14 protein-coding genes are annotated in these 14579 nt (G+C 40.3%); 10 read left to right on the top strand and 4 right to left on the bottom strand.

Annotated elements, in window-relative coordinates; translation table 11 throughout:
* Window positions 1-94: 94 nt before the first annotated feature.
* From ABXG83_RS09115 to tsf, 9 genes are all read left to right on the top strand, one after another.
* The gene (locus tag ABXG83_RS09115; RefSeq protein WP_353548543.1) at window positions 95-535 is read left to right on the top strand and encodes a hypothetical protein; all 441 of its coding nucleotides are present in this window, start codon (window positions 95-97) and stop codon (window positions 533-535) included.
* Window positions 536-639: 104 nt separating this feature from the next.
* Window positions 640-1725: an efflux RND transporter periplasmic adaptor subunit gene (locus tag ABXG83_RS09110; RefSeq protein ID WP_353548542.1), complete on the top strand. Its 1086-nt coding sequence runs from the start codon at window positions 640-642 to the stop codon at window positions 1723-1725.
* Between the two features lie 24 nt (window positions 1726-1749).
* Complete coding sequence (locus ABXG83_RS09105; RefSeq protein ID WP_353548541.1) at window positions 1750-4989, top strand: efflux RND transporter permease subunit; 3240 nt, start codon at window positions 1750-1752, stop codon at window positions 4987-4989.
* Window positions 4973-6394: a TolC family protein gene (locus ABXG83_RS09100; RefSeq protein ID WP_353548540.1), complete on the top strand. Its 1422-nt coding sequence runs from the start codon at window positions 4973-4975 to the stop codon at window positions 6392-6394. The genes ABXG83_RS09105 and ABXG83_RS09100 overlap by 17 nt, the downstream gene beginning before the upstream one ends.
* Before the next feature lie 132 nt (window positions 6395-6526).
* Window positions 6527-7408 carry an alpha/beta hydrolase gene (locus tag ABXG83_RS09095; RefSeq protein ID WP_353548539.1) on the top strand — a complete coding sequence of 294 codons (882 nt, stop codon included), beginning with the start codon at window positions 6527-6529 and terminating at the stop codon, window positions 7406-7408.
* 314 nt (window positions 7409-7722) lie between these two features.
* Window positions 7723-8166: a 50S ribosomal protein L13 gene (gene rplM / locus ABXG83_RS09090; RefSeq protein WP_178888700.1), complete on the top strand. Its 444-nt coding sequence runs from the start codon at window positions 7723-7725 to the stop codon at window positions 8164-8166.
* A gap of 36 nt (window positions 8167-8202) precedes the next feature.
* Window positions 8203-8592 carry a 30S ribosomal protein S9 gene (gene rpsI, locus ABXG83_RS09085; RefSeq protein ID WP_353548538.1) on the top strand — a complete coding sequence of 130 codons (390 nt, stop codon included), beginning with the start codon at window positions 8203-8205 and terminating at the stop codon, window positions 8590-8592.
* A gap of 116 nt (window positions 8593-8708) precedes the next feature.
* Window positions 8709-9599, top strand: a complete 891-nt coding sequence (rpsB, locus tag ABXG83_RS09080; RefSeq protein ID WP_178888698.1) for a 30S ribosomal protein S2 — start codon at window positions 8709-8711, stop codon at window positions 9597-9599.
* Between the two features lie 208 nt (window positions 9600-9807).
* Window positions 9808-10644 (top strand): translation elongation factor Ts, encoded by an 837-nt coding sequence (gene tsf, locus ABXG83_RS09075; protein ID WP_353548537.1) that lies wholly within the window; start codon window positions 9808-9810, stop codon window positions 10642-10644.
* A 71-nt stretch (window positions 10645-10715) separates the two neighbouring features.
* On the opposite strand, the gene ABXG83_RS09070 is transcribed toward tsf, so the two are convergent.
* On the bottom strand, window positions 10716-11219 hold the full coding sequence (locus tag ABXG83_RS09070; RefSeq protein ID WP_353548536.1) for a nuclear transport factor 2 family protein: 504 nt from the start codon (window positions 11217-11219) through the stop codon (window positions 10716-10718).
* Between the two features lie 74 nt (window positions 11220-11293).
* Window positions 11294-11497 carry a YqaE/Pmp3 family membrane protein gene (locus tag ABXG83_RS09065; protein WP_353548535.1) on the bottom strand — a complete coding sequence of 68 codons (204 nt, stop codon included), beginning with the start codon at window positions 11495-11497 and terminating at the stop codon, window positions 11294-11296.
* Between the two features lie 292 nt (window positions 11498-11789).
* Between ABXG83_RS09065 and ABXG83_RS09060 the strand changes: the two genes are divergently transcribed.
* The gene (locus ABXG83_RS09060; RefSeq protein WP_353548534.1) at window positions 11790-13253 is read left to right on the top strand and encodes an alpha/beta hydrolase-fold protein; all 1464 of its coding nucleotides are present in this window, start codon (window positions 11790-11792) and stop codon (window positions 13251-13253) included.
* A gap of 36 nt (window positions 13254-13289) precedes the next feature.
* Here ABXG83_RS09060 and ABXG83_RS09055 read toward each other — a convergent pair whose 3' ends face one another.
* Window positions 13290-13991, bottom strand: a complete 702-nt coding sequence (locus ABXG83_RS09055; RefSeq protein ID WP_353548533.1) for a DUF3667 domain-containing protein — start codon at window positions 13989-13991, stop codon at window positions 13290-13292.
* 113 nt (window positions 13992-14104) lie between these two features.
* A complete protein-coding gene (locus ABXG83_RS09050; RefSeq protein WP_353548532.1) occupies window positions 14105-14482 on the bottom strand; it encodes a DoxX family protein in 378 nt (125 codons plus the stop codon).
* Between the last annotated feature and the right edge of the window lie 97 nt (window positions 14483-14579).

Here is a 14579-nt window from a genome sequence, read left to right as displayed (position 1 = left end):
ATTCTTGTATGACAATCACCTCTTGCGAATGAAATGTGAAAAACAATGGATTGATCTTTCTAAACACATTAATAAGTATTTTTGCTCAAGCAAGATGTATACCCAAAAGCAAAAAGCACCTCTTACAAAGTTGATCAAGACCGGCAAGAACATTGCAGGTTGCTTTCTTTTGGTATTATGGTTACTGGTCTTTTTTACCAGCCCGCTGAAACTCAGTGCAAGTAAAACTGGGTCTTATCCATACAAAAGCAATGTTACAGCCAATGTAGAAGCGGGTGCACACCAGCATACTCCTACTTCTCCTCATGATCCGCTACCCATACCTGAAGATCCGGAAGCGGTTTCAGAAATTGAGAACATCATTGATGCTGATAAAAAAGCAGCCATTACTGCGTTTATCATCCATGTATTGTCGATCACAGAAATACAATCTGTACAATCGGTTCGCTCTTTTCATTACAATCAGGCAATCTTACAAAGATTAGCCATCCCTCTTTTCGTACTCCATCACTCCTGGAAAAGTTATCTTATTTGATTCTCGTTTGAGTAGTTGTATTTCCTAAAGATGCTACAGCTATTGTGTGTCCATAGTTCAATTGCACTATGGTTTGCTTTCATTTTATTATCAATCAGAGAATCATGAAGATGCGTTCACTTTTTTTCTTTCTTATCGGTATATTTTTAATTACGAGTTGTAAAGAACACCATGAACAAAAGCAGGAAGAAGTTGCTTTTGTAGTTACCAGTCCTATTCAAAAAGATACGGTCATTTACCGTGAATATGTTTGTCAGATACAATCCCACCAACATATAGAACTAAGGGCACTTGAAAAAGGATATCTACAGAATATCTATGTTAACGAAGGGCAGTTCGTTAAAAAAGGGCAGCTGATGTTTCGTATCATGCCCTTGATCTATCAGGCAGAAACAGAAAAATCAGAAGCGGAAGTCAATTTCGCAAAGATCGAATACCAAAACACGAAGAAGCTGGCAGACAGCAATATTGTTTCTAAAAATGAATTGGCTTTAGCCAAAGCAAAACTAGATAAAGCACAAGCCGAATTATCATTGGCCAAAGCACATTTAGCTTTTACTGAAATACGTGCTCCCTTTGATGGTATAATGGATCGCTTTCAGGTTCGTTTAGGTAGTTTGGTAGATGAGGGTGAGTTATTATCAACCTTGGCAGATAATAGTAAAATGTGGGTTTACTTCAATGTTCCGGAATCTGAATATTTGGATTATATCACCCAAAAAAAATCAAATAAACCGGCAGAAGTAAAACTGCAGATGGCCAATCACCAACTCTTTGATCAGAAAGGCATTGTTGAAACCATTGAAGCAGATTTCAATAACGAAACAGGGAATATCGCATTCCGGGCAACTTTCTCCAATCCACAACGCATACTGCGTCACGGTGAAACAGGTAATATCTTGATGCCGGTGCCGCTTAAAAACGCGATCATCATTCCGCAAAAGTCAACCTTCGATGTCTTAGATAAAAAGTTTGTGTATGTAGTTGATGGTAATAATATCCTTAGAGCCAGACAGATCACTATTGCACAAGAAATGCCGCATGTGTATGTGGTGGCTTCCGGACTTGGTCCTAATGATAAGATACTCGCAGAAGGATTAGGCAAAGTGAAAAATAATGAGCGTATCAAATTCTCTTTTATTCCTTTCGAGAAAGAGCTCTTTGACTTAAACAATTTACACGCAGAATAGCGGAGAACCCCAAAATATTGAATGATGTTTAACAAGTTTATTAAAAGACCGGTTCTTGCTATTGCATTATCTATTGTGATCGTGTTCATGGGTCTGTTGGCGATCAATACATCACCGGTTGCACAGTTTCCTGAAATAGCACCACCGCGTGTGAATATATTTATTGAATTCCCCGGATCGAATGCGGATGTATTGGTGAAATCAACCTTGACCATTCTCGAACGAGCGATCAATGGGGTGCAAGGCATGCAATATATATTGTCTGATGCCACCAGTGCTAGTGAAGCAAGTATCGAAGTGATCTTTGAACCAGGTACCGATCCTACGCTTGCTGCTGTAAGGGTGAAATCAAGGGTGGATCAGGTGATGACGAATTTGCCACCATTGGTACAAAGAGAGGGTGTTATCATCTCTCCATTACAACCCAGTATGTTGATGTACCTCAATCTGTATAGTGAGGATAAAAGCATCGATGAAAAATTTCTATTCAACTATGCCAATACATTCATACTTCCTGAACTTCAGCGTATCAAAGGAATGGGCTTTGCACAAGCCATCGGTAGCCGCTCTTTTGCCATCCGTGTTTGGCTTGATCCGGAACGTATGCGTGCTTATAATATTTCCGCAGAAGAAGTATTAAAGTCGATCGATGAACAAAGTGTATTGGCTCGTCCCGGACGAGTAGGATTGAGCTCCGGTAAAAAAGCGCAATCACAAGAATATGTATTCACCTATAAAGGATGGTACAATACTCCCGAACAATACCAGGATATCATTATCAAAGCCAACGCCAACGGTGAGATCCTGAAACTAAAAGACATTGCACAGGTTGAAGTCGGAAGTGAATTTGTCGATATCTATTCCAATAAAGACGGACACCCTTCCGCTTCATTGGTACTCAAACAAAACCCGGGAAGTAATGCCAGCACGGTTATTAAAGATGTAAAAGCAAAGCTGGAAGAGTTGAAAAAAGACTTTCCGCCGGGAATCAATTATGAGATCAACTATGATGTATCAAAATTTGTGGATGCATCAATTGAAAAGGTATTACATACGTTGATCGAGGCATTTGTACTGGTTGCCATTGTTGTATTTGTTTTTCTGGGCGATTGGCGCTCTACATTCATTCCGATACTTGCAGTTCCTGTATCATTGATCGGCGCATTTGCATTGATGAAGTTCTTTGGATTGAGTATTAATCTGATCACACTGTTTGCTTTGGTACTCGCTATCGGTGTCGTCGTCGATGATGCCATTGTGGTGGTTGAAGCTGTTCACGTGAAAATGGAAGAAGAATACCTTTCACCTTTTGCTGCTGTTAAAAAAGTGATCCGAGAGATCAGCGGAGCCATCATCGCCATTACACTTGTAATGACATCGGTATTCGTTCCGGTGGCTTTTATGACAGGTCCTGTAGGTGTATTGTACCGTCAGTTCTCACTCACCATGGCAAGTGCGATCGTTATCTCCGGCTTTGTGGCATTGACACTTACCCCGGTATTGTGTGCGATGTTATTAAAGAATACACACGGTAAACCAAAAAGAAAAACACCGATCAATCTGTTCATTGACTGGTTCAATAAAACCTTTGAGCGGGTTACTGGTCGGTATACAGGATTCCTTACAAAGATCGTTGATCGAAGATTGATCACTTATGGACTATTGATCGTATTTGCTTTTGGGATCATGAATGTCAATAAAGTACTTCCTGCCGGATTTATTCCAAGTGAAGATCAGGGACAAATCTATGCTATCATTCAAACTCCACCGGGTACTACATTGGAGAGAACGAATGAGATCTCCAGAAAACTTCAACTCATCGCTAAAAAGATGGAAAGCGTTTCATCTGTGACTTCTTTGGCAGGGTATGAAATTCTTACGGAAGGACGCGGATCCAATGCCGGTACTTGTTTGATCAATTTAAAAGACTGGGCAGACAGAAAACAATCTGTTAAAGAAGTGATCGAAGAACTTGAAGAAAAATCAAAAGATCTTCCTGCGAATATTGAATACTTCGAGCCGCCGGCTGTTCCCGGTTATGGTACATCGGATGGTTTTTCATTGCGATTACTCGATAAAGGAAGTAGTGTAGACTATCAGGAATTCGACAGAGTCAACACAGAGTTTTTAGCAGCATTGCGAAAGCGGAAAGAGTTGACAGGTTTATTCTCATTTTATTCTGCCAAATATCCGCAGTATGAGATCACGGTTGATAATGAGTTGGCCATGCAAAAAGGTGTTTCGTTGGGGAATGCCATGGAGAACCTGAATATCATGATCGGTAGTACTTATGAGCAAGGCTTCATCCGTTTCAACAATTATTATAAAGTGTATACGCAGGCCGGACCTGAATTCCGGAAACAGCCTTCTGATCTGCTGAACATGTTTGTGAAGAATGATCATGGTGAAATGGTTCCTTATTCGTCATTCATGAAGATCACGAAAACACAGGGGCCTAATGAGATTGCACGTTACAATCTTTATATCTCATCATTGATCAATGGTATTCCTGCAAAAGGATATTCTTCCGGAGATGCGATCAATGCGATCAAAGAAGTGGCGGCACAAACATTGCCTCGAGGGTATGATATTGCCTGGGAAGGTCTCTCTTACGATGAAGCCCGCAGAGGAAATGAAGCGCTGTATCTTTTTATCATCGTTGTATTTTTTGTGTACTTGATCCTTGCTGCACAGTATGAAAGTTTCTTACTACCGATGGCGGTTATTCTCTCCTTACCACCCGGCATCTTTGGGTCCTTCCTTTTATTGAAATTAATGGGACTTGCAAACGATGTGTATGCACAGGTTGGATTGATCATGTTGGTCGGATTATTGGGTAAGAATGCAGTATTGATCGTTGAATTCGCAGTACAGAAACACAATAAAGGCGCTACAGTATTGGCTGCAGCGATTGAAGGTGCAAAAGCAAGATTCAGACCTATCCTCATGACATCATTTGCATTCATCGCAGGATTGATACCACTTGTGATCGCTACTGGGCCCGGAGCAGTAGGTAACCATACGATCGGTGCATCAGCATTGGGAGGTATGGTCTTCGGAACTGTGTTTGGTGTGATCGTAGTACCCGGACTGTATTTCATTTTCGGAAAACTGCAGGAAGGAAGGTATTTGATCAGGGATGAAGATAAAAATCCACTCAGTGAAGATTTCGTAGAAAGCAATGATGGAAAATCACTGACCATGAAGATCAAACGAATTATTTCACGAATCAGAAATAAAAAAGAAGATGAAACGAACGTATAGTTATATATCACTCATCGGTTGGATGATCATATTGTTCGCTTGTAAAGTGCCTGCTATCACCAGCAAGCAAGAGAATACCACTGTTCCGTCTACCTACGGAAATACAAGTGATACTGCTAATATGGTTACAATACCATGGAGAAATTATTTTGATGATCCCGATCTCATTTCACTGATCGATACCGCATTGCGGAATAATCAGGAACTGAATATCATGCTTCAGGAAATTGAGATCAGCAAGAATGAAGTGATGCAGCGAAAAGGGGAATACAAACCCTTTGTAAATCTAGGTGCAGGTGTAGCAGCCGACAGAGCGGGCAAGTACACTTGGGATGGATTTTCAGAAGAAGACCTGAAAGCTAATCCTGATAAAGGTCCTAAGTATATCGGTGATTTCAGGGTCGGTGCTTTCTTTTCATGGGAGCTGGATGTATGGAAGAAATTACGCAACGCACAAAAATCAGCAGTCATGCAATTTCTTTCAGCTGTAGAGGGAAGAAATTTTATGGTGACGAATATCATCGCCGAGATCGCAGATGCTTATTATGAATTGATAGCACTGGATAATCAGTTAGAGATCATTCAACAGAACATCGCGCTACAAAGCAATGTGCTAAAAGTGATCAAACAACAAAAAGAGGCAGCAAAAGTTACGCAGCTTGCGGTGAATCGATTTGAAGCACAATTACTCAATACTGAGAACCTACGTTTTGCTATTGCACAACAGATCACCGAAAATGAAAACAGGATCCGCTTTCTTACCGGTTCTTATGCACCTGTGATCAAAAGAAACGCAGCTCGTTTCAATCAGATGGAGTTTAAGGAAATGCAAACAGGTATTCCTTCACAGTTGCTGGTGAACAGACCAGATGTTCGGCAAGCAGAACTGGAATTGGAAGCTGCTAAGATCAATGTACAGGTGGCAAGGGCGAATTTTTATCCATCATTCAGAATGGAGGCTGGACTTGGGTTTCAGGCTTTTAATCCATTGTATGTGATACAACCTGCATCCATTGTTTACAATCTGGCGGGTGATATGGTAGCACCGTTAATAAATAAGAATGCTATCACCGCCACCTATTACAATGCCAATGCACAACAAATACAGGCTGTTTACAAATATGAACAGCAAATAATCAATGCTTATACGGAAGTCCTGAATCAATTGGCAAAAGCAAAAAACTATGAGAAGAGCCATGAAACAAAAGCAAAAGAAGTAGAGATCTTATTGCAGTCTGTCAATATCTCTAATAGTCTTTTCAATTCGGCAAGAGCTGATTATCTCGAAGTTTTATTGACACAGAAAGAGGCATTGGCTTCAAAGATGGAATTGATCGAGATCAGAAAAGAGCAATTGAGCGCTAAAGTAAATATGTATAAAGCCCTCGGTGGAGGGTGGAATTAAAGAAGGTAGAAAACCAGCAGACAGGATAGATGAATAATTGACGATTTGGTTTTTGAAATGGGCGGTCGGGTTTCTACCCGACCGTATTTTTTGATGCATAGTATTATTAAAGTATCTTGATAAAAAAATGTTATGCGTATAAAAAACTTTTTAGCAATGGCTTTACTGGCATGCATGATTCATGTCGTAGAAGCGCAAGAAGTGATCAAGCTTTATGAAGGCAAAGCACCCGGCTCAGAAAGCTGGACCTGGTCTGAAGCGTATATCGAAAAGACAGCATGGAATACGCCTGTTGTATATAATGTGTCAGAGCCCACACTTACAGTGATTAAACCGGAAGCAGGAAAAGCGAATGGAACATCGGTAGTGATTTGTCCTGGAGGAGGATTTTTTGCATTATCGATCGAAAATGAAGGGTTGGGTGTGGCAAGATGGTTGGCTTCAAAAGGAGTAACCTGTTTTGTTTTAAAATATCGATTGGCAAAAGCATCAGGTGATGATCCGATCAAAGATTTCAATGCTTCATTTGGCGATAAGGATTTGCAAGCTAAACAAATGGCATCCGTTCCGATGGCCATTGCTGATGGAAAGCAGGCGATCACTTATGTAAGAAAAAATGCAGCACAGCTAGGAGTTGATCCCAATAAAATTGGGATCATGGGCTTTTCTGCGGGTGGAACCGTAGCCGGTTCAGCAGGTTTTGGCTATACTCCCGCCAACAGACCCGATTTTGTGGCTCCTATTTATGCCTTCCTTCCTCCGGAAATGCAAGGAACAGTTGCGGCAGATGCGCCACCTATGTTTATCGCAGTGGCATCCGACGATCAAATTGGACTACAAACACATAGTGTAGCATTATATACAAAATGGAACAATGCCAAACGATCGGCTGAGTTGCATGTATATAATAAAGGTGGACATGGTTTCGGCATTCGAAAGCAACAACAGCCTTCCGATGCATGGGCAGATCAGTTAGCAGCATGGATGGAGTATCAGGGGCTGCTTAAAAAATAGGATATTAAGCTACAGGCTGCAAGCCACAAGCTACAAGTCATTGGTCCAGAAATGCCGTAAAGTGGTGTTATAATAAGCCACAGATGCACAGATTTTGGTGGCATAATCTATGCATCTGTGGCTCATTTTTTACTCAATAGAAATTTTCATTCAAATTTTTTATTGATAATCAATCAATTACAAAGGTTCGATTAAAAATACATCTCTTTTTCTTTGGAAAATCATGTATAACAGACCTACCTTTGCCGTCCCAAATTTCTGGGAACATTATAAGTCCGGTGGGATAGCGCCGGGTTCACTTAAAAAGAAATATTATGAGTAAACTTCATTTCACTACGAAGCATGCGAATGCGGCTACCGTACAGCACAACTGGTACGTTGTGGACGGTACTAATCAAACCGTAGGACGTATTGCCTCAAAGATCGCTTCTGTTCTTCGTGGTAAGAACAAGGCTTATTACACACCACACGTTGATTGTGGTGACTACGTAATTGTTATCAATGCTGAAAAAGTTGTTTTCACAGGTAACAAGTTCGAAGACAAACAATACATCAACTTCTCTGGTTACCCAGGTGGTAAGAAAGAAGAAGCTGCACAGGATTTGATCAAGCGTCGTCCGGAAGTTATTATGGAGAGAGCTGTAAAAGGTATGCTCCCTAAGAATCGTCTGGGTCGTAAAATGATCAAGAAATTGTTTGTGTATGCAGGTAGTGCACATCCGCACACTGCTCAACAGCCAAAAGAACTGAAGTTCTAATCAACAACAAATTAGCTAATTACAAATTCCTGATAAATGGAAAAACAAAAAAACGCAGTTGGTCGCCGTAAAGAAGCTGTTACCCGTGTCTTCATCAGCAAGGGTGATGGTAAGATCACTGTAAACGATAAAGATTACAAAGAATATTTTCCGCTGGTATACCTGCAGAATCAGGTAGAAGCTCCTTTGAAAACTGCTGAAGTATTTGGTAAATATGATGTAGTGATCAATGCACAAGGTGGTGGTCTGAAAGGCCAGGCCGAAGCAGCTAAATTGGGTATTGCTCGTGCATTACTAGAGATCAGTGCTGAGTTCCGTCCTTCATTGAAGGCTGCCGGACAACTGAAGCGTGATCCACGTGGTGTTGAACGTAAGAAATTCGGTCACAAGAAAGCACGTAGAAGCTACCAGTTCAGTAAGCGTTAACAGAAGAGAAGCCACAAGTCTCAAGCTACAAGTTACAAGCAAGATATCGCTTGCAGCTTGAGGCTTGTAGTCTGAAGCTGATAAATAATTTTAAAAAATTACAACAATCATACAAGATGGAAAATAACACTTCATTACAGCAACAACTTCTGGAGGCCGGCGTACACTTTGGTCACCTGAAAAAGAAGTGGAATCCCAAGATGTTGCCTTACATCTTTGCTGAGAAGAAAGGTATTCACATCATTGATCTGAATAAAACTGTTGATCACCTGCAGGAAGCTGCAGCAGCTGTGAAGCAGATCGCTAAAAGCGGTAAGAAGATCATGTTCGTGGCCACCAAAAAGCAAGCAAAAGAAATCGTGAGTGAATGCGCTAAGCGTGTGAACATGCCTTTTGCTACAGAACGTTGGTTAGGTGGTATGTTGACCAACTTCAACACCGTTCGTAAGAGCGTAAAGAAAATGCAGAGCATCGAAAAAATGCTGGCTGATGGCAGTGCTGAAAGCCTGACCAAAAAAGAACGTCTGACTTTGAGCCGTGATAAAGACAAAATGGAAAAAGTACTGGGTGGTATCGCACAGTTGGGTCGTCTTCCAGCAGCTTTATTCCTGGTTGATATCGGACATGAGCACATTGCATTGGCTGAAGCTAAGCGTTTAGGTATTACCACTTTTGGTATGGTTGATACCAACTGCGATCCTAATAAAGTAGATTTCGCTATTCCTGCGAATGATGATGCTACTAAGTCTATTGCTATCATCACCAACTATATCGTTGCAGCTATTGCTGAAGGTCTGGCTGAACGTCAGGCTTCAAAAGATGAAGAAGAAACAGAAGACAGCAACAACGAGAATGAAGCAAAAGCACGCAGATTAGAAGCTGAAGCGCAAGCTGAAGCTGCACGCGGTGGCCGCCGTGGTGGTGCTGGTGCTGGTGAAGGAAGCGGAGCTCCTAAGCGTCGTGTTCCGGGAAGCCGTCGTCCTGCTGGTGGCGGTGGAAGCAGATAATGAAGTAATCAGATTGGGTCATTGCGTCATTATCTGTTCGGATAGTGACATAATGACCCAATTTATATATACACTTCAGTCTTTTGAAGATCAGGCATTGTATTTGACAATACCTGTTCATCATTTCATAAAATAAGTATTCTGAGACAGTCATTTATTTTGCACGTCATCAGATTCATATCAATTAACATTCAAAATTCAACATACCATGAGTACTGTAACAATTACAGCCGCTGATATCAACAAATTACGCCAGGCCACAGGTGCTGGCATGATGGATTGCAGAAAAGCTTTGACTGAAACCAATGGTGATTTCGAAGCAGCAATTGACTGGTTGCGTAAGCAGGGACAGAAAGTAGCTGCTAAACGTAGCGACCGTGAAGCAAAAGAAGGTGTGATCATCGCAAAAACTTCTGCTGATAACAAAACCGGTTTTGTGGTTTGTATCAGTTGTGAAACTGACTTCGTATCTAAGAACGCAGACTTCGTTGCATTTGCACAATCTATTGCAGATGCTGCTGTTGCAAATAATGTAAAGAGCGCAGAAGAACTGAGTGAAGTAGTGATCAATGGTTCTAAAGTTGCTGATATGATCAATGATAAACTGGCTGCTATCGGTGAAAAGATCGGTATCGCTAAGTTTGAAAGAGTAGAAGCTCCTTATGTAGCATCTTATATCCATGGTGCATACCGTATGGGTGTACTGGTAGGATTAAGCAGCGAAGCTGCTGAAGCTGGTAAAGATGTAGCGATGCAAATTGCTGCGATGAATCCATTAGCAGTTGATGCAAATAGCATTCCTGCTGAAACCATTGAAAGAGAAAGAGCGATCGTAATGGATACCATGAAAGCAGATCCTAAAATGGCGGGCAAACCTGAAGAGATGATCGCTAAGATCGCTGAAGGTAAATTGAATGCATTCTTCAAAGAGAATACATTGTTGGCTCAGGCTTTCGTAAAAGATGGTAGCATTACCGTTGAAGCTTACCTGAAAAATGCCGGTAACGTAACTGTTACAGGATTCAAGCGTGTAGCTTTAGGTTAATTACAATTCATGAATTGATATAATGAGGGAGATGAGTGATCATCTCCCTTTTTTTTACTGAATTTTTTCAATTAATGACCAGTAGGCTCACGATGATCATAACTCAACACCTCACTCAGTTTCCAAATACCATCCTCCATTAACCATACATGCGTGAATTTCGCGGTACTGGTATGTACATCATCTTTGCCCTGTTCTCTGATATAAAAATGATGAACACCCATTTGAATCGCACCATATAATTTTCCATTATTATATAGTGGAAAAACTTCTAAACTATTCGCCTCTACTTTCCGGATGGGCTTTTTATTCGTTGGAGCGCAGATATACTGTTTGATATTCTCAAAAAATTTCGTTCTGTCCTGAAATCCACTTTGGTCATGATAAAATTTAAGATCGCGTGTCATACGACTTTCCAGATAAGCGATATCACATTGGTTGAAGCTGCGTTCAAAGAATAAACTGTCTTGCTGTTTAAGCTCAAGAAAGAGGGAAGATTTTTTATCAGTTTGTCCTACAACCGTGCTCGCTGTAATTAAGAGTAGTAAAAATATATTTACAATTCCTCGTGTCATATGTATCAATTTTCTTGAAAGAATACTTTAAGATAGTTTTTTATCGACCAATGACGTTCAATAAAAATTGATGATCAACGATTATTTTTTTTCATTGCACGAACTATTTTATCTGTTCGCTTGTCGGCTCTTGCATTTTGCAGCGAAATAACAGCCCAAATGGCAGCGGGAATCCAACCTAGTATGGTGATTGGTAAAATCAGACATAGGATACTTGTAAATAGTTTACCTCTTAACAGGAAAGAAAGGAAAGGGAATAAAATAGCAATGAGTGTCATAAGGAATTAGCTGCTTCAAGTTAAGGACTATGAATGATATTTTTTACTACACATCTGCAGCTAGAAATTACACAATCATTTTTTTAAAAGTAAGGGTGTATATGCTGGCTATGCGATTTTTACATTTAATATGAACGACGCTTTGCGAAAGATGAAATTATGCGAAAACACATATAGTATGCTTATTTGAGTTAAACATATGAATTGTAGGGCAGACTCACATAATCATGTGATTGCGGTAACCTTTTGTAACATCTAAGTTCGAACTGCGTTTTATCACAAAATCCTTTGCATGAAACAGATCCTTACACTGCTTATTTTATTACTGTTGGGCACGCAGGCCTGGACTCAGGTTCAAATTCGTGTGCTGACTGATCCTTCTTTAAAGAAAACTTATACGGGTAAGCTCTACATATTTACCCAAAGTGATACGGCTAAACGAATTCCGAATAATCCTGATCCTTCTCAAGCCATGTTTGCATGGATGGTAAAAGATGTAAAAGACGAAATCACGGTGAGTACCGATCAGGCTAGCAGCAGCTATTTTCCCAATGGCTTAACTGCATTAAGACCCGGTTACTATAAGATTGCCGGCATTTTGGATACCGATTTTGAAGAGAGAGGAACTTTCAATGCAGGAAATATCTACGCAAGAAAGGAAGTTCTTTTATATGTTGATGAACAAGGAAAAGGTACTGCAACAATTGCATTCACTTCTTTTATCGCTTCTCGTGTTCTTCGTGAAACCGATCAGGTGAAGGAGGTAGTGGTAAAAAGTAAGTTGTTATCTGACTTTCGTAAAAAAGATATTTTCATAAAGGCTGCAGTACGCTTACCTGCTTCTTATAAAAATGATAGCACTCGATCTTATCCTGTTGTATTTGTAATACCTGGTTGGGGTGGCACACATTATGATATGCAAGGCTCCATGCCGGTTAGACGCTATGGAATGGATATGGGGAAGGATAAGATCTTTGTATACCTGAATCCTGAAACACAATCTCCTTTTGGATTACATGCTTTTGTAGATTCCAGAGTGAATGGTCCATGGGGTAAGGCATTAGTCGAAGAATTGATCCCACACTTGGAAAATAAATACCGCATTGTAAAAGATGCAGGTCAGCGGTTTTTAATGGGACAAAGTACCGGGGGCTATGGCTCTCTTTGGTTACAATTGAATTATCCGGATGCCTTCGGCGGTTGTTGGTCAGTATCTCCGGATCCAGTTGACTTTACTTCTTTTATCGGCATCAATTTATACGAAAAGAATGTAAACCTCTATACCAATCAAGAAGGAAAAGAACGCGGTATCTTTCTTATGCAAGGAGTTCCAACCATGACCACTCGTGTTATGGCTGCAGTAGAAAATTTCACAGGCGATGGAGAGCAGCTGCAAGCATTTGAAGCAGAGTTTGGAGTGCCTGATAAAAACGGGAGACCCAAACAGGTGTATGATCATACCACGGGAAAAGTAGATGTTGCAGTGGTAAAAAGCTGGGAGCCTTATGACCTAGGTAAATTCATTCAACGAAATGCATCTAAGTTATCGGGCAAGATCAATGGTAAAGTCCATGTGTATGCAGGAGCTGCTGATAATTTTTTATTGAATGAAGCAGTAGCTGCTTTCGCACAAAAAGCCGCTATGGTAAAAGTGCCGGTTACTACAGAATTAATACCTGGTGCAGATCATTGGAGTATCTGGTCGGAAGCCTTTACAAAAAGAGTAGTGGCAGAGATCGATGCGAAAATCAAATAAAAAAATGGCTCCGGACTTAAATCCGGAGCCATTTTTTTATTCAGGAAATGATCTGTATAAAATATACCAGATGATATCAGCAGAATAGTTGGCGACTAATGACATGAGAAATGCGATAACGAGTCGCTTCATCTTTGAACTACCAGGCTGAAATACCTTTTCAAAACTATAGATGAACCATGCTATTGAGATGAAATAGATCAATAAGTAGAAATCATTCATTATACCTGTTCGAAGCGGCAGCTGAAAGATTCGACAAATAAAACCGAATGTTGCTAATAGGGTAGAAATGATGGTAGTATAGGCAGAGCCATATATAAGGGCTACCCATCTTTCAATAAAAGAGGTTTTAGTATTTCTAAAAACTATCCACCCCAATAACACCAGTAAGGGTGCAACGATGAGGATGGTAATAAAGTTTTCATATTGAATAAGGGTTTTATTTTTCGTTCCATGCCATAACACCCTTAATGCTGGCTCAGAACGCGTGAATTTTTCAAGATCAAGCCATAAAGACAATGAGTCGTAACCGGCGGTAATGATTTTATAGATCGCGAACCAAATTAAAACAAAGGTTATCGGCTTATGAACTTTCTTTCTTTTGCCGTCTAAAAATTCTTTTACAATATGTCCGGGTTGCGTAAAAAGGGAGCGGGATGTATAAATGAAACTATGCTCTGCATGCGTAAAAAAGTGAATAAATTCATCACTTAAACTTTTCCAAGTGAGTTTTTTCACTGAAGCTTTTTGTCCACATGAAGAGCAATAGTTTCCTTGAAATGAGTAACCGCAGTTCAGGCAATGAATCATTTTTGAGTTACTCATGGTGTATCTTATTTCACTGGAGGTAGTTAGTTTTTGGCGAAATACTTATCATTATAAATATAAGAAGTAATCGCAACACCAAATACGAGTACCATCATACTCATGCCAGGATCTACACCCCCAACGCTGATAATTGAGTATACTGCACCGATGAGGTCAAAGAACAATCCTGCATAAGCCCACTCTTTGATCTTTTTTAAGAAAGGCATCAGTATGGCAATGGATCCTAACAATTTCGCAATACCAATAAAGCGAATAAAATATTCGGGATAACCAAGGTATCCTGATAGAAATTGTTTAGACTCTGCATTCACCATGATATTGGGAATCGCAGAGAAGATCATAAATCCTGCAAATAATACAGTCGTGATCCAGTAGATGAGTTTGGTTGATTTGTTTGGCATAGTTGGGTGTTTTATAAGGGTTCTTCAGTGTATTTCTGTGCTTTCAGTGGCAACCTCCTGATACAAAAACTATTTGTCACTGAAGACACAGAGGAGC

Source organism: Sediminibacterium sp. KACHI17 (genome assembly GCF_040362915.1).
Lineage (GTDB): Bacteria > Bacteroidota > Bacteroidia > Chitinophagales > Chitinophagaceae > Sediminibacterium.
Note: the sequence above shows the minus strand (reverse complement) of the source record. Positions and strands in the feature narration are given on the sequence as shown.